This window comes from Leifsonia sp. L25, assembly GCF_050632895.1.
In genome coordinates this window covers 2,099,663-2,118,616 of record NZ_JBODRZ010000003.1, presented here as the reverse complement: position 1 = coordinate 2,118,616, position 18,954 = coordinate 2,099,663, and the positions used below count along the sequence as shown (strand labels likewise).

16 protein-coding genes and 2 pseudogenes are annotated in these 18,954 nt (G+C 71.7%); 12 read left to right on the top strand and 6 right to left on the bottom strand.

Annotation, left to right across the window (positions count from 1 at the left end; genetic code table 11):
• Positions 1 to 31: 31 nt before the first annotated feature.
• Positions 32 to 1,720, bottom strand: coding sequence for an amidohydrolase (locus ACRAWC_RS14610; RefSeq protein ID WP_431348374.1), 1,689 nt, complete (start codon positions 1,718 to 1,720; stop codon positions 32 to 34).
• Positions 1,721 to 1,843: 123 nt separating this feature from the next.
• Here ACRAWC_RS14610 and ACRAWC_RS14605 point away from each other — a divergent pair, with 123 nt between their 5' ends.
• Positions 1,844 to 2,446: a TetR/AcrR family transcriptional regulator gene (locus tag ACRAWC_RS14605; RefSeq protein WP_431348373.1), complete on the top strand. Its 603-nt coding sequence runs from the start codon at positions 1,844 to 1,846 to the stop codon at positions 2,444 to 2,446.
• Between the two features lie 153 nt (positions 2,447 to 2,599).
• Here the strand turns inward: ACRAWC_RS14605 and ACRAWC_RS14600 are convergent, their stop codons facing one another.
• The gene (locus ACRAWC_RS14600; protein WP_431348372.1) at positions 2,600 to 3,598 is read right to left on the bottom strand and encodes a LacI family DNA-binding transcriptional regulator; all 999 of its coding nucleotides are present in this window, start codon (positions 3,596 to 3,598) and stop codon (positions 2,600 to 2,602) included.
• 235 nt (positions 3,599 to 3,833) lie between these two features.
• On the opposite strand from ACRAWC_RS14600, the gene ACRAWC_RS14595 reads away from it, so the two are divergent.
• The 7 genes and pseudogenes from ACRAWC_RS14595 (at position 3,834) to ACRAWC_RS14565 (ending at position 12,376) form a co-directional block, all read left to right on the top strand.
• Positions 3,834 to 5,123, top strand: coding sequence for an ABC transporter substrate-binding protein (locus ACRAWC_RS14595; protein ID WP_431348371.1), 1,290 nt, complete (start codon positions 3,834 to 3,836; stop codon positions 5,121 to 5,123).
• 47 nt (positions 5,124 to 5,170) lie between these two features.
• On the top strand, positions 5,171 to 6,202 hold the full coding sequence (locus ACRAWC_RS14590; protein WP_431348370.1) for a carbohydrate ABC transporter permease: 1,032 nt from the start codon (positions 5,171 to 5,173) through the stop codon (positions 6,200 to 6,202).
• Between the two features lie 37 nt (positions 6,203 to 6,239).
• Positions 6,240 to 7,073 (top strand): annotated as a pseudogene (locus ACRAWC_RS14585) (carbohydrate ABC transporter permease); the annotation flags it as partial.
• A gap of 59 nt (positions 7,074 to 7,132) precedes the next feature.
• A complete protein-coding gene (locus ACRAWC_RS14580) occupies positions 7,133 to 9,448 on the top strand; it encodes a beta-glucosidase (RefSeq protein WP_431348369.1) in 2,316 nt (771 codons plus the stop codon).
• Positions 9,449 to 9,660: 212 nt separating this feature from the next.
• Entirely contained in the window at positions 9,661 to 10,407 is a 747-nt protein-coding gene (locus tag ACRAWC_RS14575) for a 3-hydroxybutyrate dehydrogenase (RefSeq protein ID WP_431348368.1), read from the top strand.
• Entirely contained in the window at positions 10,404 to 11,315 is a 912-nt protein-coding gene (locus ACRAWC_RS14570; RefSeq protein ID WP_431348367.1) for an alpha/beta hydrolase, read from the top strand. Before ACRAWC_RS14575 ends, ACRAWC_RS14570 begins: the two co-directional genes overlap by 4 nt.
• Positions 11,312 to 12,376 carry an alpha/beta fold hydrolase gene (locus ACRAWC_RS14565; RefSeq protein ID WP_431348366.1) on the top strand — a complete coding sequence of 355 codons (1,065 nt, stop codon included), beginning with the start codon at positions 11,312 to 11,314 and terminating at the stop codon, positions 12,374 to 12,376. Before ACRAWC_RS14570 ends, ACRAWC_RS14565 begins: the two co-directional genes overlap by 4 nt.
• Here ACRAWC_RS14565 and ACRAWC_RS14560 read toward each other — a convergent pair.
• Genes ACRAWC_RS14560 through ACRAWC_RS14550 form a run of 3 tightly spaced genes read right to left on the bottom strand, consistent with a single transcriptional unit; the run spans position 12,369 to position 13,808 of the window.
• Entirely contained in the window at positions 12,369 to 12,884 is a 516-nt protein-coding gene (locus ACRAWC_RS14560) for a GNAT family N-acetyltransferase (RefSeq protein WP_431348365.1), read from the bottom strand. The two genes, ACRAWC_RS14565 and ACRAWC_RS14560, sit on opposite strands and share 8 nt — an antisense overlap.
• Positions 12,885 to 12,890: 6 nt before the next feature.
• Positions 12,891 to 13,160, bottom strand: a complete 270-nt coding sequence (locus tag ACRAWC_RS14555; RefSeq protein ID WP_431348364.1) for a DUF1778 domain-containing protein — start codon at positions 13,158 to 13,160, stop codon at positions 12,891 to 12,893.
• A gap of 39 nt (positions 13,161 to 13,199) precedes the next feature.
• Positions 13,200 to 13,808, bottom strand: coding sequence for a TetR/AcrR family transcriptional regulator (locus ACRAWC_RS14550; protein ID WP_431348363.1), 609 nt, complete (start codon positions 13,806 to 13,808; stop codon positions 13,200 to 13,202).
• 58 nt (positions 13,809 to 13,866) lie between these two features.
• Between ACRAWC_RS14550 and ACRAWC_RS14545 the strand changes: the two genes are divergently transcribed.
• Positions 13,867 to 14,916, top strand: coding sequence for an agmatine deiminase family protein (locus ACRAWC_RS14545; protein WP_431348362.1), 1,050 nt, complete (start codon positions 13,867 to 13,869; stop codon positions 14,914 to 14,916).
• Positions 14,913 to 16,616 carry an amidase gene (locus ACRAWC_RS14540; RefSeq protein WP_431348361.1) on the top strand — a complete coding sequence of 568 codons (1,704 nt, stop codon included), beginning with the start codon at positions 14,913 to 14,915 and terminating at the stop codon, positions 16,614 to 16,616. The genes ACRAWC_RS14545 and ACRAWC_RS14540 overlap by 4 nt, the downstream gene beginning before the upstream one ends.
• 71 nt (positions 16,617 to 16,687) lie before the next feature.
• Here the strand turns inward: ACRAWC_RS14540 and ACRAWC_RS14535 are convergent, their stop codons facing one another.
• On the bottom strand, positions 16,688 to 16,948 hold the full coding sequence (locus tag ACRAWC_RS14535; protein WP_431348360.1) for an NAD(P)H-binding protein: 261 nt from the start codon (positions 16,946 to 16,948) through the stop codon (positions 16,688 to 16,690).
• A gap of 76 nt (positions 16,949 to 17,024) precedes the next feature.
• Here ACRAWC_RS14535 and argG point away from each other — a divergent pair.
• Positions 17,025 to 18,460 (top strand): annotated as a pseudogene (argG, locus tag ACRAWC_RS14530) (argininosuccinate synthase).
• A 7-nt stretch (positions 18,461 to 18,467) separates the two neighbouring features.
• Entirely contained in the window at positions 18,468 to 18,953 is a 486-nt protein-coding gene (locus tag ACRAWC_RS14525) for a MarR family winged helix-turn-helix transcriptional regulator (protein WP_431348359.1), read from the top strand.
• The last annotated feature ends 1 nt before the right edge of the window (position 18,954 follow it).

Here is an 18,954-nt window from a genome sequence, read left to right as displayed (position 1 = left end):
AGTCGAGTACGACGGTGTGCGTCCGGGCGGGTCAGGGCGCGGCGGACGAGCAATGCGCGAGCGCCCCGAACTGCTCGGGGGCGGGCGCGTCCCGGTCGGCGTCGTGGACGATCTCGCCGCCGACGACGGTCAGCGCCGCCCGCTGCTCCAGCAGCGCGGCCGGGTCGCCCTCGTGCTCGTACAGGTCCCCCGACCACGCGACGACGTCCGCGCGCGCCCCCACGCGGAGCACGCCGAGGTCGTCCTCCGCGTGCCATGCCCACGCACCCTCGCGGGTGTAGCCGCGGATCGCGTCGTCCAGGCCGATGCGCTCGCCGGGCGTCCAGGCGTCGCGGCCGTCGAGGCCCGCGCGGGTGAGGGCCGAGTAGAAGCCGACGAGCGGATCCATCTCGCCCACCTGCCAGTCGCTGGACAGCGCCACGTGCGCGCCCGACTCCATGAGCGAGCGCAGGCGCCAGGCGCGGTCCCAGCGCTGCTCGCCGACGTTCTCCATCCAGGTCCCGGCGACGAGGTCCGGAGAGCAGTGCCGCGGCTGCATCGCGGCCGTGACGCCGAGCGCCGCGAACCGGGGGAGGTCGTCGGGGTGCAGGCACTCGACGTGCACGATCCCGTGCCGGCGGTCGCGCGTCCCGTTGGTCCGCGCGGCGGCCTCGATCGCGTCGAGGGCGAGGCGGATGCCGCCGTCCCCGGTCGCGTGGGTGTGGGTCTGGAAGCCGAGCCGGTCGAGCTCCGTGACGATGCGGGTCAGCTCGCCGACCGGCGCGGAGGGGTGGCCGCGGTGGCCCGGACGATTCGCGTAGTCGTCGAGCATCCAGGCCGTGTGCGGCTCGATCACGTCGTCCGCATAGAGCTTCACCGGGCCGAAGCGCAGCCGCTCGTCCACCGGTGCGCCGTCGACGGCCTCCCGCAACTCGCGGCGGAAAGCGCCGTCCGCGTCGATCGGGTGGAACAGCGCCGCGATCACGCGCGAGCTGAGCAGCCCGCGCTCGCGCGCCCGGTCGAGGAGGCCGACCTCCGCCAGCGGGACCTGCGGCTCGACCACGGTCGTGATCCCGGACGCCGTGGCGAGCGCGAGGCTGCCGAGCAGACGGCGGTAGCGGCGCTCTGGCGAGTACAACGGGATGTCGCGCTGCAGGCCCGCGAGCCCCGCAGTCGTCATCGCGCTGGTGTAGAAATCGGTGACCCAGCCGGTCGGCCGGCCGTCGTCGCCGCGCTCCGGGCGGCCCCACGGGATGTCGCCGCCGCCCGCGATGCCGAGCGCACGCAGCGCTGCGTCGTTGAGCCAGACCGAGTGCTGGTCGTAGGTGGTGACGAACACCGGGCGGTCGGTGAGCCCGGCGAGGTCGGCGGCGTTCGGGCGGCGCCCGGTCACCACCGAGTAGACGGCGTTCTCGGCGCAGATCCAGTCGAGGTCGGGGCGGCGCTCGGCGAGGTCGCGGATGCGGCGGCGCACCTCCGCCAGCTTCTCCGCGCCCTCCAGGCTCACCGCGTCGGGGTCGAAGCCGAGCAGGAGGTGGTTGTGGCTGTCGATGATGCCGGGGGTGACGAGCGCTCCGCCGAGGTCGCGCGTCTCGCGGGCGGCCGGAGCCTCGGAAGCCGTCCCGACGTAGCCGATCCGGCCGTCCGTCACGGCGACGGCCTCCGCCCACGGCTGGGCGTCGTCGAAGGTCCTGACCCGGGCTCCGGTCAGCAACAGGTCGGCGGTCCGGGGTGCAGTCATGGCGTTCCCATCGACGGTGAGGAGAATTCTTTGACGTTTGCGTCAAAGAATTCCCCGAGTGTGCCATGCGCGTGCGAACGGTGTCAAGCGATCCCGGCCGCCGCGCGCCGGTAGGGTCGACTCATGGCCCGGCCGAAGAAGCAGGACGAGCGCCGCGCGGACCTCGTCGAGGCGGCGCTCAGCGCGGTCGGCGAACGTGGACTCCGCTCGCTCTCCCTGGCCGACGTCGCCGCGAAGGCCGGGCTCACCCGCGGCGCGATCCTCTACTACTACGAGGACCTCGACCAGCTCCTCGTGGAGGCCCACCGAGCCGGCCTGGAACGGTTCTGCGACCGCCGGGACGCGATCGTCGCGGGCATCGCCGAGCCGCAGCTCCAGCTCGCCGCCGCCATCCGGGAGGGCCTCCCGAGCGGCCCGGACGACGCCCTGATGCGCCTGCTCTACGAGTTCGACGTGCTCGCGGGCACCTCCGCGCTGCACGACGAGCTGGTCGAGCGGATGTACCTGCGCCAGCTCGCGACCTACACCGGCGTCCTGGAGCGCGGCGCGGCAGCAGGCGTCTTCGCGCCGGCGCTCCCCGTCGAGACGCTGGCGATGAACCTGGTCGCACTGGAGGACGCTTACGGCCTCCACATCGTCGCCGGCAACCGCCTGATCACGGTCGCGAGCGCGGAGGCCGCCATGCGCGCCGCCGCCTCCGGCCTCGGCGCCCCGCCCGAGCTCTGAGCCGGGTCCGAGGCGCACTCCACGGAAGGAGACACGGTCGCGGATCTCCTTCCGAAGGCTGTCCGAACGGAGTCGCACGGCGTGTCTCGGCCAGCCCTCCTTCGCGAGCGGAGCCCGCCCGGACCGGGCGGACCGCCCGGCCCAGCCGGCCTACTACGCCGGCGGCGCCGTGCTGGCGCGGCGGATGAGGCGGGTGGGCAGGCGGATGTGGGTGGGGTCGGGCTCCTCGCCGGACATCAGCGCCACCACCAGCTCCGCGGCCGCGGCCCCGAGCCGCCCCATCGGCTGCCGGATCGTCGTCAGCGGCGTCGAGAACCGCGACGCCTCCGGGATGTCGTCGAAGCCGACCACCGACAGGTCGCGCGGCACCTCGAGCCCGAGTTCGTGCGCCACCTCGATGACCACGATCGCGGACAGGTCGTTGGCGGCGAAGATCGCGCTGGGTCGCTCGGGCGCGGCGAGCAGGCGACGGGCGGCCTCCCGGGCGCTCTCCTGCTCGTAGTTGCCGACGCCGACGATCGACGGGTCGAACGGGATGCCGGCCTCCGTCAGCGCGCGCCGGTAGCCTGCGTCGCGCGCGGCCGACGAGCGCAGGTCCGGCCGGCCGGCGACGAAGCCGATCCGCCGGTGGCCGAGCCCGATCAGGAAGTCCACCGCGCTGCGCGCGCCGCCGAAACTGTCCGACTCCACGGTCGGGAGGTCCGCGCGGCCGGTGTGCGGGTCGACCGCGACGATGGGGACGTCCGCGTTCACGTTGACCACGGTGGGCGTCACCATGATGACGCCGTCGATGAGCGTGCCGCTCAGCCGGCTCAGCGAACGCCGCTCCCAGCCCTCGGGCGAGAGCTGGCGCGACCCGCTGTAGGCGAGGAGGTCGTAGCGGGAGTCCGACAGCGCAGCGCCGACGCCCTTCAGCACCTCCGCGCTGAACGGCTCGAAGTCGGCCACGAGAACGCCGATGACACCGGTCTGCCGCGAGCGCATGCTGGAGGCGACGAGGCTCGACTCGTAGCCGAGCTCCTCCACGACCTGGAGGACGCGCTCGGCCGTGTGCGAGGCGACGCCGTAGCGGCCGTTGACCGCCTTGGACACGGTCGCAGCGGACACTCCGGCCGCCTCGGCCACGTCGTTGATGGTTGGACGTCGTCCCATGACGGAGCAGCATAGCAACTTCGAAAAGGATTTCGAAAAGGATTTCGAAAACGTTTGACACTCCCAATCGGGCTTGCGACACTGACGTGGTCCGGTCAGCCTCCCGGACGCGACGAGTCCCCGATCGGCCCCAGGCGAGAGGCTTCGCCCGGCCGGCAGCCCCGGCACGGACTTCCGTCACCAGGCATCGCGAATCCGCGGATGCCGCTCAACGAAGAGAACAGGTTGGAATCACATGAAAGCCAAGAAGCTCCTCATCGGAGCAGCTGTCCTGGCAGCCGGCTCGCTCGCGCTCACCGCGTGCAGCGGCACCTCCGACAGCTCGAGCAACAGCAAAGTCACCATGTCGCTCTGGCAGAACTCGACGACCGGCCCCGGCCAGCAGTACTGGAAGGACGCGATCGCGGCCTTCGAGAATGCCCACCCGAACGTCACGATCAAGATGCAGTCGATCCAGAACGAGGACCTCGACGGCAAGCTGCAGACGGCGCTCAACTCGGGTGACGCCCCCGACATCTTCCTGCAGCGCGGCGGCGGCAAGATGGCCGCGATGGTGCAGGCCGGTCAGGTCATGGACCTCACCGACAAGATCTCGTCCGACACCAAGAAGGTCATCTCCTCCGGCTCCTTCAAGGCGGAGACCTACCAGGACAAGGTCTACGCGATGCCGCTCGCAGTCCTCCCTGGCGGCCTGTTCTACAGCCAGAACCTGTTCAAGGCGGCCGGGATCACCGAAGCCCCCAAGACCATCGACGACCTCAGCTCCGACGTCCAGAAGCTGAAGGCCACGGGCGTCTCCCCGATCGCTCTCGGCGCCAAGGACGCCTGGCCCGCCGCGCACTGGTTCTACTGGTTCGCGCTGCGCGAGTGCTCCGGCGCCACCATGCAGAAGACCGCGGATTCGAAGAGCTTCTCCGACGGCTGCTGGCTGAAGGCGGCGCAGGACCTGGAGAGCTTCGCCGGCCAGAAGCCGTTCAACGACGGCTTCCTGACCACCTCCGCCCAGCAGGGCGCCGGCTCCTCCGCCGGTCTGGTGGCCAACCACAAGGCCGCGATGGAGCTGATGGGCGCGTGGGACCCGGGCGTGATCGCCTCCCTCACCCCCGACCAGAAGCCCCTGCCCGACCTCGGCTTCTACCCGTTCCCCGAGCTCTCCAACGCGGGCAAGGGCGAGCCCGGCTCGATCATGGGCGGCGTCGACGGCTACTCCTGCTCGGTCAAGGCCCCGAAGGAGTGCGCGGACTTCCTCAACTTCATCGCGACCACTCCGCAGCAGATCAACTACTACAAGGCCTTCAACTCGCCGCCGGTGAACACCGAGGCGCAGAAGGAGGTCACCGAGCCCTACCTGAAGGAGGTGCTCGCCGCGTACAACAAGGCGCCGTTCGTCTCGCAGTGGCTCGACACCGTCCTCGGACAGAACATCGGCAACGCGCTGAACGTGGCCGTGGTCGACATGCTCGCCGGCAAGACCGACGCCAAGGGCATGATCCAGGCCGCGAACGACGCCGCTAAGAAGGGCTGAGAGGCCGCACTGTGAGCAACACCCGCGAGTCAACCTCGACCGAATCCGTGTCGACGGCGGATCTCGCGCAGCACGACGGGAGCGGCGCGGCCGCGTCGCTCCCGTCGCAGCCGCGCCGCCGCCGCGGCGCGGGCTGGGGCCTCCGCGCCGAGATCGCCCTCCTGGTCGGCCCCGCCGTCATCGTCTTCCTGGCCTTCGTGATCTTCCCGGTCGTGATGGCCGCCTACTACGGCTTCTTCCGCTGGGCCGGGTACGGCACCCCCACCGACTTCGTCGGCCTCCAGAACTACGCCGTGATCCTCACGGACCCGGCCTTCCTGGCGGCGCTCGGACACAACGCCTTCATCGTCGTGATGTCCATCGTCATCCAGGGCCCGATCGCCATCCTCCTCGCGCTCCTCCTGAACCGCAGGATGAAGGGCCAGTCGATCATCCGCGTGCTGATCTTCGTGCCCTACGTCATCTCGGAGGTCGTGGTCGGCACCGGCTGGAGCCTGATGCTCGCCACGAACGGCGCACTCAACGGCTTCCTGCACAACGCGGGCCTCGGCTGGATGGCCCAGGACTGGCTGTCCAACTCGAGCATCGCGATCTGGACCCTGGTAGGCATCCTGACCTGGAAGTACGTCGGCTTCGCCGTCATCCTCTTCCTCGCCGGCCTGCAGGGCATCCCGGAGGAGCTCTACGAGGCCGCCGCCCTCGACGGCGCGTCGTACTGGCAGATCCAGCGCAGGATCACCCTGCCGCTGCTTGCCCCAACCCTTCGCATCTGGGCATTCCTCTCCGTCATCGGCGCGCTGCAGCTGTTCGACCTCGTCTACATCATCTGGGGTCAGTACGTGGCCTCCACGGCCGGCACCTCCACGATGGCGACCTACATGGTCGCGAACGGCCGCAACGCCGGCAACTACGGCTACGGCAACGCCGTCGCGGTCGTGATCTTCCTCATCTCCCTGATCGTCGCGCTCATCTATCAGCGCTTCGTCCTCCGTCGCGACACTGCCGGTGCCGTGACCACGGCGAAGAAGTCCGAGCGTACGAAGCGCCGCAACGCGGCCGCGAAAGAAAGGACGGCGTGATGACCGCCCTCACCGTTACCTCCCGCCGCGCCTCGCGCCGTGCAGAGCGGAAGAGCCTCCCTGGGGTTCGCCCGCCGTCTACTTCATCGCGCTGATCGTGATCGCGCTGATGATCGTGCCGATCGCGTACATCATCATCGGCGGCTTCCGCACCAACTCCCAGATCACGGTGGACCCGGCCGGCTTCCCCAACCCGTGGAACCCGGCCAACTATGTGAACGTGCTGACCGGCGGCGTCTTCTGGGGCCAGGTCCTCAACTCGACGATCACCGCCCTCGTCACCACCGTCGGCGCCGTCGCACTCGGGCTGATGGCCAGCTACGTGCTCGCCCGGTACCCGTTCCGGTGGAACGGCTTCCTCTACGCGCTGTTCGCCGCCGGGCTGATGTTCCCGATCACCGTCGCGATCACGCCGCTCTACCTCGTGGTGCGCGACCTCGGCCTGATGAACTCGCTCGCGGGCGTCATCATCCCGCAGATCGCGTTCGCGCTGCCGACGACCATCATCATCCTGGTGCCGTTCCTCCGCGCGATCCCGGACGAGATCCAGGAGGCCGCCTTCATCGACGGCTGCAGCCGGCTCGGCTTCTTCTTCCGGATGGTGCTGCGGCTCTCGCTCCCGGGCGTGATCACGGTCGGCATCCTCGCGTTCATCGCCAGCTGGAACAGCTACCTGCTGCCGCTGTTCATCCTCAACGACCAGGCGACCTTCACCCTGCCGCTCGGCGTGCAGGCGTTCTCGTCGCAGTACGCCACCGACACCTCCAAGGTGCTGGCCTTCACGTCGCTGTCGATGATCCCCGCCCTGATCTTCTTCAGCCTGTTCGAGCGCCGCATCGTCGGCGGTCTCACCGGTGCCGTCAAGGGCTGAACCCGGCCCCGCTCGCGTTCCCGACACGTTCCCGTACCACCCGTATGCAGGAAAGAAGCATGACTACCACTGACAACCTCCCCACCGTCTCCGAGCGCGTGCGGGACCTGCACGCGCGGATGACCCTCGACGAGAAGCTCGCGCAGATCGTCGGCTACTGGGTCGACAAGGGCGAGGACAACGTCGCCCCGCTCGACGGCGAGATGACGACCGGCCAGACCTACGAGGACGCCACCGCCAACGGCATCGGGCACCTCACCCGTGTCTACGGCACGCGGCCCGTCGACCCCGTGGAGCGCGCCTCCTGGCTGTGGTCGGAGCAGCGCCGGCTGCGCGAGCAGACCCGGCTGGGCATCCCCGCTCTCGTGCACGAGGAGTGCCTGACCGGGCTGGCGGCGTGGAAGGCCGCGACCTTCCCGACCCCGCTCGCCTGGGGCGCCGCCTTCGACCCGGAGCTGGTGCAGGAGATGGGGGCCGCGATCGGCGCCTCGATGCGCGAGCTCGGCATCCACCAGGGCCTCGCCCCGGTGCTCGACGTCATCCGGGACCCGCGCTGGGGCCGGGTGGACGAGTGCATCGCCGAGGACCCGTACGTGGTCGGGACGATCGGCGCCGCCTACGTGCGCGGCCTCCAGTCGTCGGGCGTGCACGCCACGCTCAAGCATTTCGTGGGCTACTCGGCGTCGCAGGCCGGGCGCAACCACGCGCCGGTGCACGCCGGGATGCGGGAGGTGCGGGACACGCTGCTGCCTCCGTTCGAGATGGCGATCCGCGACGGCGGCGTGCGCTCGGTGATGAACTCCTACGCCGAGATCGACGGCGTGCCGGTCGGAGCGAACCCGGACCTCCTCACCGGGGTGCTGCGCGACGAGTGGGGCTTCGACGGGACGGTCGTCGCCGACTACTTCTCGGTGGCGTTCCTGCACACCATGCACCGCATCGCGGCCGACCGCGGAGAGGCGGCCGAGCTGGCTCTGACGGCCGGCATCGATGTCGAGCTGCCGACCGGCGACGCCTACCTCGCGCCGCTGGCCGAGCGCATCCGGGCCGGACTCGCCGACGAGGCGCTGGTCGACCGCGCCGTGCTGCGCCTGCTCGCGCAGAAGGAGGAACTCGGCCTGCTGGACGAGACCTTCGACGAGCCGCCGGCCTCCGTCGACCTCGACTCCCCGGAGCACCGAGCCCTCGCGCTGCGGCTGGCCGAGGAGTCGCTCGTGCTGCTGACCAACGACGGCGCTCTTCCCCTCGAGGGCGACCGCGCCGCCGCGCGCATCGCCGTCGTCGGGCCGAACTCCGACGCCGCCGAGGCGCTGATGGGCTGCTACTCCTTCGCCAACCACGTGCTCGCCCACCACCCGGAGGTCCCGCTCGGCTTCGAGCTCCCCTCGGTGCTGGAGGCGCTGCGCGAGGAGTTCCCGGCCGCCGAGCTCGTGCACGCCCGCGGCTGCGACGTGGAGGGCGACGACCGCTCCGGCATCGTCACCGCGGTGAGCGCCGCGGCCGACGCCGACGTGGCGGTGGTCGTCGTCGGCGACCGTGCCGGCCTGTTCGGCCGCGGCACCGTCGGCGAGGGCAACGACGTCGAGAGCCTGGAGCTGCCGGGCGTGCAGCGCGAGCTGGTGGAGGCCGTCGTCCGCACCGGGACGCCGACCGTCGTCATCGTGCTCTCCGGCCGCCCCTACGCGATCGACTGGGCGATCAACGGCCCGGACGCCCCGGCTGCCGTGCTGCAGGCGTTCTTCCCCGGCGAGGAGGGCGGCCGGGCGATCGCCGCCGTGCTCTCCGGCCGGGTCGCCCCCAGCGGCCACCTGCCGGTGTCGCTGCCGCGTTCGGCCGGCGCGCAGCCGTTCTCGTACCTGCACCCGCTGCTCGGCGGACCCTCGGACGTGACGAGCGCCGACAGCACGCCGGTGCTCCCGTTCGGCCACGGCCTGAGCTACACGACCTTCGAGCGCGACGGCCTGGAGGCGGACGCGTCCGTCGCCGCCGGCGGCGAGTTCGAGGTGCGCGTGACCGTCCGCAACAGCGGCGAGCGCCCCGGCGCCGACCTGGTGCAGCTCTACGCGCGCGACGTGTTCGCGAGCGTCACGCGCCCGGTGGCGCAGCTGCTCGGGTACGCGCGTGTGACGCTGGAGCCGGGCGAGGAGGCCGAGGTGACCTTCCAGGTGCCGACCGCGCGGCTGGCGTTCACCGGCCTCGACGGCGTCCGCGCGGTGGAGCCCGGCGACGTCGAGCTGTGGGTGGGGCCGTCCTGCGCCGAGCGCGAGACCGAGACGAGCATCGAGCTGACCGGCCCGAAGCACGCCGTCACCCCCGCCGACGCCCGCCTCGTGCGCACGTCGGTCGCCGCCCCCGCCCCAGCGCCCCTCCCCTAACCCCCGCACCACCCACACCTCCGCGAACGGAGGAGATCCACCGCATCAGCGGCCGGATCTCCTCCGTTCGCTGCGTTTCCGGCCTCCGGCCTCGCGGATCTCCTCCGTTCCCGACAGGTCGCGGCTCCCCCTCGGCGGAGACTCCTTCCGCCCGGCTGCGGCGCGCGGGTAGGGTGCGGGTGTGGGCAGCGGGCCCGGTGAAGGAGGCAGGAATGGCGGACCTCTCGGGGCGCAGGGCCCTCATCACCGGCGGCGCCAGCGGCATCGGCCTGGCGTGCGCGGAGGCGTTCGCCGCCGCGGGCGCGCACGTCACCATCGCCGACCTGAACGGGGAGGCCTCCCGCTCGACAGCCGACCGGCTCGGCGGTGAGGCGTGGGAGGTCGACCTCTCGGACACCGCCGCCCTCGGCGACCTCCGGCTCGACACCGACATCCTCGTGAACAACGCCGGCCTCCAGCACGTCCGTCCGATCCCCGAGTTCGAGCCGCAGAGTTTCGCGCTCATCCTGCGGGTCATGCTGGAGGCGCCCTTCCTGCTCATCCGCGCCGCGCTGCCAGGGATGTACGAGCGCGGCTTCGGGCGCGTCATCAACATCTCCAGCGTCCACGGCCTGCGCGCCTCCGAGTTCAAGTCCGCGTACGTAGCGGCCAAGCACGGGCTGGAGGGCCTCTCGAAGGTCACAGCACTGGAGGGTGCCGCGCACGGTGTGACCTCCAACTGCATCGAGCCCAGCTATGTGCGCACGCCGCTGGTCGAGAAGCAGATCGCCGACCAGGCGCGGCTGCACGGCATCCCTGAGGACGAGGTGGTCGAGAAGATCATGCTCACCGAGCCCGCGATCAAGAGCCTGGTCGAGCCGGAGGAGGTTGCCGGACTCGCGCTCTGGCTGGCCGGGGAAGGGTCGCGCATGGTCACCGGCGCGAGCTACACGATCGACGGCGGGTGGAGCGCGAAGTGACCGGGTTCGCGCCTGCAGAGCCGTTCCGCGTCCCGGTCGACGGCGGGGAGCTGGCAGGCGGCCAGTGGCACGCCGACGCGGGCGGGATGCCGCTGGTCGGCATCCACGGCATCACCGCCAACCACCTCTCCTGGGGCATGGTCGCCGCGGCGCTGCCCGGTGTGCGGCTGGTCGCCCCGGACCTGCGCGGCCGCGGCGGCAGCGGTCGCCTTCCCGGCCCGTACGGGATGGCCGGCCACGCCGACGACGTCGCCCGGATGCTCGACGGGCTCGGCGTCGAGCGCGCGGTGGTCGCCGGGCACTCGATGGGCGGGTTCGTCGCGGTGTGGTTCGCGGAGCGGCACCCCGACCGGGTGGAGCGGCTGGTGCTGATCGACGGCGGCCTCCCGGTCACCCGCGCCGCCGACCTCGGGCCCGCGCGCGACCGGTTGCGGATGACCTTCGCGAGTGAGGACGACTACCTCGCGTTCTGGCGCCGGCACCCCGCGCTCGGCCCGTGGTGGAACGACGCCGTCGAGGCCTATGCGCTCTACGACCTGGTCGGCACGCCGCCCGAGTTGCGGTCGAGCGTGTCCGAGGAGGCCATGTCCGTCAACGCGACGGAGATGGACGGCAGCGGCGGCTACGCTGAGGCCCTCGCCGGGCTGACGTTGCCGATCGCGTTTGTGCGCGCGCCGCGCGGGCTGCTGAACACCGACCCGCTCTACCTGCCGGAGGAGCCCGCCGCGTGGCGCGCCCGGCTGCCGTGGTTCGAGGCGTTCGCGGCCGACGACGTGAACCACTACACCATCGTGATGACGGAGGCCGGCGTACGGCAGATCACCCCCCACCTGCCGGGCGCGTACCCCGCTCACCCGCATTACCATTCGGACCCCGCACCCCGCCCGCACCCGAAGGAGAACCCGTGACCGGAACCCTGCTCCCGGGCATCGTCGCCCGCAGCATCCCGACCTCCCGCTACACCGCCAACGTGCTGGCCCGCACGACCGACCCCACCGTCGCCGCCGACGCCACCCGCACGATCGTGTTCGTGCACGGCAACGTGTCCTCGTCGCTGTTCTGGCAGCCGCCGATGCTGTCGCTGCCGCAGGGCACCCGCGCCCTCGCGATCGACCTCCGCGGCTTCGGCGACAGCGAGACCCTGCCTGTCGACGCCACCCGCGGAGTCGGCGACTTCTCGGAGGACGTCGCCGCCGTGCTGGACGAGCTCGCCACCGGTCCGGTGCACCTGGTCGGCTGGAGCATGGGAGGGGGCGTGGTGATGCAGCTCCTGCTCGACCGGCCCGAGCTGGTGCGCACCCTCACGCTCGTTTCCACAGTCTCGCCGTACGGCTTCGGCGGCACCGCGGAGGACGGGAGCCTCCTCAACGCGTCCGCGTCCGGGAGTGGAGGCGGGGGAGCGAACCCCGACTTCGTGGAGCGTCTGGCCGCCGGCGACACCGGCGAGGAGTCGCCCACCTCCCCACGCGCCGTCTACCGCTCGGGCTATGTGGCGCCCGGCTTCACGACCGAGTACGAGGACCTCTGGGTGCAGTCCATGCTGACGACCGCCACGGGGGTCGACAACTACCCCGGCGACGCGACGACGACGGACGACTGGCCCGGGTTCGCGCCGGGCCCGCGCGGCGTCCTCAACACGATGGCGCCGATCTACTTCGACACGACGGACATCGTCGACCTCCCCGTCAAGCCGCCGATCCTGTGGATCCACGGCGCCCTCGACGCGATCGTCAACGATGCCTCCTTCTTCGACCTCAACCAGCTCGGCGCCGCGGGCGTCATTCCCGGCTGGCCCGGCGAGGAGGTCGCGCCGCCGCAGCCGATGCTGAAGCAGATCCGCGCTGTGCTGGAGCGCTACCAGGCGCAGGGCGGGGTGACCCGGGAGGTGGTGTTCGAGGACTGCGGCCACTCGCCGCAGATCGAGAAGCCGGAGGAGTTCCTGGCGGAGCTGACGGCGTGGGTCAGCTGAGGTCCGCAGCCGTCTTAAACGCGTCCGCGATCTTCAGGTAGAGGATGCGCTCGGACCCGTCGGGGAACCGCCGGAATCCGAACCGCTCGTAGAACGGGACCACCGCATCGTCGATGGCGTTCACCACCAGGGCGCGGATGCCGAGTGCCTCCGAGGCCTGAATGGCGCGCAGCACCGCATCCTGCAGCAACGAACTGCCGAGGCCGACGCCCGCGTACCGACGATCCACCGCGAGCCGGCCCAGAAGCGCCACCGGGATCGGATCGGGCATGTTCCGCGCGAGGGCACCCGGCGCGTCGGCACGCGCGATCGAGCTCGCCGACAGGCAGTAGTAACCCGCGATGCGACGCGTGTCGTCCGTGACGGACACGTAGCTGCGCGAGCCTCCCGCCGCCTCGTTGTGCCGGGCCCAGGCCTTCAGCCAGCGGTCGAGGACGTCGACGCCGCAGTCGAAGTCCGAGGCGATGTCGCCCGCTTCGATCGGACGCGGCCGGTGGTACTGCGGCATCGCGGATCAGTCGATGAAGACGGAACGGCGACGGAACAGCTCGGCCAGCCCCTCGACGCTCTGGGCCGGTGCGTCGAGTGCCTCCGCGAACGCCGCGAAGGCTTCCTCGTCGACCCGCAGCTCGCGGTCACGGCGCACGACTTCCTCCGCGCGCTCGGTGAGCGTGTCGGCGGTGAAGTCGGAGACGGTGCGGCCTTGGAGGAGCGCCGCACGCTCGATCAGCTCACGCTGAGCGCTGGTGACGCGCACTTCGATTCGTCGGTCTTTCGTGGGCATGATCGCAAGTGTACGGCAAATCTCCGTACACGCAATTCACTACCCCACCAGCACCCCGCGCTCCACCCCCAGCATCCCCTCCACCGCGTGCGCCAGCAACGACCCCCGGTCGGCCGCGCCTCCCCAGCGGACCAGCGCCTGCGCGTTCAGCCCGTCGAGCATCCCGAGCAACTGCCAGGCCACTGCGCGCGGGTCGTCCACCCGGAACGATCCCGCCGCGACGCCGGCGGCGATCACGCCCTCGATGGCGTCGCTCCACGCGTCCATCTGGTCGCGCACCGCCGCGCCCAGCACGGGGTTGCGGCGGCCGAGCGCCCAGGCCTCCACCCAGACCACGGTGACGTCGTCGCGCGTGCCGTCGAGCAGAGTGCGCAGCAGCGTCGCGAGTCCTGCGGCGGGCGACGGCGCCGCGGCGAGGAGTGCGCGCAGTTCCGCGATCTCCGCCCCGACGATGTTCGTGAAGGTCTCGGCCACCAGGCCGTCCATCGACTCGTGATAGTGCGCGACCAGGGCGGGCGTCACTCCCGCGCGGGCGGCGACGGCGCGCAGCGTCACCGCCGCGAGGCCCTCGTCGAGGGCGACTGCGCGGGCGGAGGCGGCCAGTTCGGCGCGCCGCTCGGCGGGCGGTTTGCGTGCTGCTCTTGACATCGTGGGTCCAGTATAGGTATCTATTGATCATCCGATCAATAGAGCCCGGAGGTTCACGATGACCTGGCGCATGCCCGCCGAGACCGCACCCCACGAGCGCACCTGGATGGCCTTCCCGCGCGCCGGCATCACCCTCGGCGACGACGCCGCCTCCGCCGAGGAGGCCTACGCCGCCTGGACCGCGGTCGCCCACGCGGTGGCCGAGTTCGAGCCGGTCACGATGGTGGTCGACCCGTCCGAGCGCGAGCGCGCCGCCCGCATGCTCGGCTCGCACGTCGAGCAGGTGGAGGCGCCGCTCGACGAGTTCTGGATGCGCGACTTCGGCCCGACCTTCGTGGTGGACGACGAGCGCCCCGGCGTGCTCGGCGCCGTCGACTGGACCTTCAACGGCTGGGGCGACCCGGAGTGGTCCGAGTGGCGCAAGTCGGCGGAGATCGCCCGCTTCGTCGCCGACCGCACGGGCGCCGAGCTGGTCAGCTCCGTGCTCGTGAACGAGGGCGGCGGCATCCACGTCGACGGCGACGGCACCGTGCTGCTCACCGAGACCGTGCAGCTCGACCCGCGCCGCAACAAATACGCCGACAAGGCCCGCGTGGAGGCCGAGCTCGCCCGCACGATCGGCGCCACCCACGCCGTCTGGCTCCCCCGCGGCCTCACCCGCGACTACGACGACTTCGGCACCAACGGCCATGTGGACATCGTCGCGACCATCCCCGCGCCCGGGCGCCTGCTCCTGCACACCCAGCGCAACCCGGAGCACCCCGACTTCGAGGTGTCGCGCGAGCTGCGCGCGTTCCTCTCCGGCACGACCGACGCCGCCGGCCGCGCGTGGGACATCGTGGACCTCCCGGCGCCCGCGACCCTGCGCGACGAGGAGGGCTTCGTGGACTGGAGCTACGTGAACCACCTCGTCGTCAACGACGGCGTGATCGCCTGCGGCTTCGGCGAGGAGGCCGCGGACGCCGAAGCGACCGAGATCCTGGAGGCCGTCTACCCGGGCAGCCGGGTCAGCATGGTGGACTCGCGCCCGATCTTCGCCCGCGGCGGCGGCATCCACTGCATCACGCAGCAGCAGCCGGCCGTGCCCACGAAGGCGGACGCAGCATGACCGCCTTCGACGTCGTGGAGGCCGGCATCGCCGACCTCCGCCGTGCCCTGGAGTCCGGCGAGACCACCAGCGCCGAGCTGGTCGACGCCTACCTCGCCCGCATCGACGCGTACGACACCGCCGGTCCCCGGCTCAACGCCGTGATCGTCCGCAACCCCGATGCCCGCGAGGAGGCCCGCGCCGCCGACCGGCGCCGCGCCCGAGGCGAGACGCTCGGCCCGCTGGACGGCATCCCGTACACCGCCAAAGACAGTTACCTCGCCCGCGGCCTCACCGCCGCCGCCGGCTCCCCCGCCTTCGAGCACCTGGTCGCTCAGCGCGACGCCTTCACCATCGAGCGGCTGCGCGCGGGCGGGGCCATCCTGCTCGGCCTCACCAACATGCCCCCGATGGCGAACGGCGGGATGCAGCGCGGCGTCTACGGCCGCGCCGAGAGCCCGTACAACGGCGACTTCCTCACGGCCGCGTTCGGCTCCGGCTCCTCGAACGGCTCCGGGACCGCGACCGCCGCGAGCTTCGCCGCGTTCGGCCTCGGGGAGGAGACGTGGTCCTCTGGCCGCGCCCCGGCCTCCAACAATGCGCTCTGCGCCTACACCCCGTCCCGCGGCGTCATCTCGGTGCGCGGCAACTGGCCGCTCGTGCCGACGATGGACGTCGTCGTGCCGCACACCCGCACGATGGCCGACCTCCTGGAGGTGCTCGACGTCATCGTCGCCGACGACTCCGACACCCGCGGCGACTTCTGGCGCGCACAGCCGTGGGTGCCCATCCCGCCCGCGTCCGAGCTGCGGCCCGCGTCGTATCCCGCGCTGGCCGAGGACGCGAGCCTGGCCGGCCGACGGATCGCGGTGCCGCGCATGTACATCAACCGCGACGAGGAGGCCGGCACCGGCGAGCACGTCGGCATCGGCGGCCCCACCGGGCAGCGCATCCGCACGCGCGACTCGGTGATCGCGCTGTGGGAGGCCGCCCGCCGCGACCTGGTGGCCGCCGGCGCCGAGGTGGTCGAGACCGACTTCCCCGTGGTCTCCAACTACGAGGGCGACCGCCCCGGCGCGCCGACCATCGCCACCCGCGGCCTGGTCTCGCCCGATTACCTGCGCCGGGAGATCATCGATCTGTCCGCCTGGGGCTGGGACGACTTCCTCGCCGCCAACGCCGACCCCGCGCTGAACACGCTCGCCGACGTCGACGGCGCCCGGATCTTCCCGCACCCGGAAGGCGCGCTGCCGGACCGGTACACCGGCTTCGACGACGACATCGCCGAGTACCCCGGCTGGGTGCGCGAGCATCCCGGCACGACGCTGGAGGGCATCCCGGAGCTGGCCGACGGCCTCCGCGGGCTGGAGGAGACCCGCCGCGTCGACCTCGAGCAGTGGATGGCCGGCCTCGGCGTCGACGCCGTCGTCTTCCCCGCGGTGGCGGACGTGGGACCGGCCGACATGGACGTGAACCCGGCCTCCGCCGACCTCGGCTGGCGCAACGGCGTCTGGGTCGCGAACGGCAACCTCGTCCCCCGGCACCTGGGCATCCCGACCGTCACGGTCCCGATGGGGACGATGCACGACACCGGGATGCCGGTCGGCCTGACCTTCGCGGGCCGCGCCTACGACGACGCGGCGCTGCTGGCGCTGGCCGCGGCGTTCGAGGCCACCGGCCGGCGGCGTACCGAGCCGCCGCGCACGCCCCGCCTCGGCTGAGGCCCACGGATTCGGCACGAATGTCGCTTCTGGCGCGCGCAAAGGCGACATTCGGGCCGAATGCCTGGCGCTCAGCCCGCGATTCCGACGGCGGCGCGCTCGGTCTCGGGTCGGCCGAGGCTGTCGAGCATCGCCGCCGCGAGGCCGGCCCGCGTCAGCGCCTCGCGCAGCGCCGCCGTGTCCGCGAAATCGGGTACGACGCCGACGGTCACGCGCGGGTCGAACGACGCCGGCCGCCGCACGACGACCGTCACGTCCTCGCCGCGGTCCAGCGCCTCCCGCACGAGCTCCGCACCGGTGCGCCCGCTGGCGCCGAAGATGGTCAGGCTCATGCGGCAAGCATCCTCCACGCGGGTCCGGCTCTCCAGTGCCCGGACGCACTCCCACGCCCGCACTAAGCTGGAAGGCGTGTCCAAAGTCTTGAGCAGTCTTCCGGTCGGTGAGCGAGTCGGCATCGCGTTCTCGGGGGTCTCGACACCTCCTGCGCGGTCGCCTGGATGCGCGAGAAGGGTGCGATCCCCTGCACCTACACCGCGGACATCGGCCAGTACGACGAGCCGAACATCGACGAGGTGCCCGGCCGTGCCGCGGAGTACGGCGCGGAGGTCGCCCGGCTGGTCGATGCCAAGCGCGCGCTGGTCGAGGAGGGCCTGATCGCGCTGCAGTGCGGCGCCTTCCACATCCGCTCGGGCGGCAAGACGTACTTCAACACCACGCCGCTCGGCCGCGCGGTCACCGGCGTCATGCTGGTGCGCGCCATGATGGACGACGGCGTCGAGATCTGGGGCGACGGCTCCACCTACAAGGGCAACGACATCGAGCGGTTCTACCGCTACGGGCTCATCGCCAACCCGCGCCTGCGCATCTACAAGCCGTGGCTCGACACTGCGTTCGTGGAGGAGCTCGGCGGCCGCAAAGAGATGAGCGAGTGGCTGGTCGCGCGCGGCTTCCCGTACCGCGACGCCACCGAGAAGGCGTACTCGACCGACGCGAACATCTGGGGCGCCACCCACGAGGCCAAGCGCCTCGAAGAGCTCAACGCCGGGCTGGACATCGTCGACCCGATCATGGGCGTCGCCGCCTGGCGCGAAGACGTCGAGGTCGCTCCGGAGACCGTCACCGTCCGCTTCGAGGCAGGACGCCCCGTCGCCCTGAACGGCGTGGAGTTCACCGACCCGGTGGCGCTCGTGCTGGAGGCCAACGCGATCGGCGGCCGTCACGGTCTCGGCGCGTCCGACCAGATCGAGAACCGCATCATCGAGGCCAAGAGCCGCGGCATCTACGAGGCGCCGGGCATGGCCCTCCTCTACATCGCCTACGAGCGCCTGCTCAACGCGATCCACAACGAGGACACCGTCGCCAACTACCACAACGAGGGCCGCCGCCTCGGCCGCCTCATGTACGAGGGCCGCTGGCTCGACCCGCAGTCGCTGATGCTGCGCGAGTCCCTGCAGCGCTGGGTCGGCTCGGCGATCACCGGCGAGGTGACCCTGCGCCTGCGCCGCGGCGACGACTACACGATCCTCGACACGACGGGTCCGTCGCTCAGCTACCATCCCGACAAGCTCTCGATGGAGCGCGTCGGCAACGCCGCCTTCGGGCCCTCCGACCGCATCGGACAGCTCACCATGCGCAACCTCGACATCGCCGACTCGCGCTCCCGCCTCGAGCAGTACGCGGCCTCCGGCCTCATCGGCGGCCCGACCGGCGAACTCGTCGGCGAGCTGGAGGAGGGCAGCGCCCGCTCGATCCTGGAGCTCGACGTGAGCGGCTCCGACGACGCGCTCTCCCGGGAGATCGACGCGTCCTCCGAGGGCGCCGCCTTCGACGCCGGGACCGACTGAGGCCACGATGTCGGGGGAGGTGGCGCCAGGCGACACCGCCGGGGGCGACAAGACGCGCAACCACGAGCAGGGCGAGCACGAACCGGACAACTGGCCGCTCGGCCGCCTGCTCGGCGCCGCCTCCCGGGCCGTCGAGCGCGCCTGGTACGAAGCGCTGGAGGCCCGCGGCCTGACGCACGCCGGCCTCATCGTGCTGCACTTCCTGGAGCTCGGCTTCGACTCGCAGACCGACCTCGCCCGCTTCGCGCAGGTGGAGGCGCAGACCATGTCCCGGACGGTCGACCGGCTGGAGCGCGAGGGCCTGGTCACCCGGCTCCCGGACCCCACCGATCGGCGCAGGCACATCGTGTCCATCACCGAGCGCGGTCACGCCGCCTTCGAGGCCGTGCGCGGCCTGGAGGACGAGGTCTTCCCGACGGTCGACGACCCGGACGCGCTGAGGGCCGCGCTGATCCAGATCGTCAGCGCAGCCCCCGTGCGTCAGCAGCGCTGAC

Bases quoted from the DNA above. Each gene is read 5' to 3' on its own strand.
- ACRAWC_RS14610 (WP_431348374.1), bottom strand. From the start codon at position 1,720: ATGACTGCACCCCGGACCGCCGACCTGTTGCTGACCGGAGCCCGGGTC.
- ACRAWC_RS14605 (WP_431348373.1), top strand. From the start codon at position 1,844: ATGGCCCGGCCGAAGAAGCAGGACGAGCGCCGCGCGGACCTCGTCGAG.
- ACRAWC_RS14600 (WP_431348372.1), bottom strand. From the start codon at position 3,598: ATGGGACGACGTCCAACCATCAACGACGTGGCCGAGGCGGCCGGAGTG.
- ACRAWC_RS14595 (WP_431348371.1), top strand. From the start codon at position 3,834: ATGAAAGCCAAGAAGCTCCTCATCGGAGCAGCTGTCCTGGCAGCCGGC.
- ACRAWC_RS14580 (WP_431348369.1), top strand. From the start codon at position 7,133: ATGACTACCACTGACAACCTCCCCACCGTCTCCGAGCGCGTGCGGGAC.
- ACRAWC_RS14575 (WP_431348368.1), top strand. From the start codon at position 9,661: ATGGCGGACCTCTCGGGGCGCAGGGCCCTCATCACCGGCGGCGCCAGC.
- ACRAWC_RS14560 (WP_431348365.1), bottom strand. From the start codon at position 12,884: ATGCCGCAGTACCACCGGCCGCGTCCGATCGAAGCGGGCGACATCGCC.
- ACRAWC_RS14555 (WP_431348364.1), bottom strand. From the start codon at position 13,160: ATGCCCACGAAAGACCGACGAATCGAAGTGCGCGTCACCAGCGCTCAG.
- ACRAWC_RS14550 (WP_431348363.1), bottom strand. From the start codon at position 13,808: ATGTCAAGAGCAGCACGCAAACCGCCCGCCGAGCGGCGCGCCGAACTG.
- ACRAWC_RS14545 (WP_431348362.1), top strand. From the start codon at position 13,867: ATGACCTGGCGCATGCCCGCCGAGACCGCACCCCACGAGCGCACCTGG.
- ACRAWC_RS14540 (WP_431348361.1), top strand. From the start codon at position 14,913: ATGACCGCCTTCGACGTCGTGGAGGCCGGCATCGCCGACCTCCGCCGT.
- ACRAWC_RS14535 (WP_431348360.1), bottom strand. From the start codon at position 16,948: ATGAGCCTGACCATCTTCGGCGCCAGCGGGCGCACCGGTGCGGAGCTC.
- ACRAWC_RS14525 (WP_431348359.1), top strand. From the start codon at position 18,468: ATGTCGGGGGAGGTGGCGCCAGGCGACACCGCCGGGGGCGACAAGACG.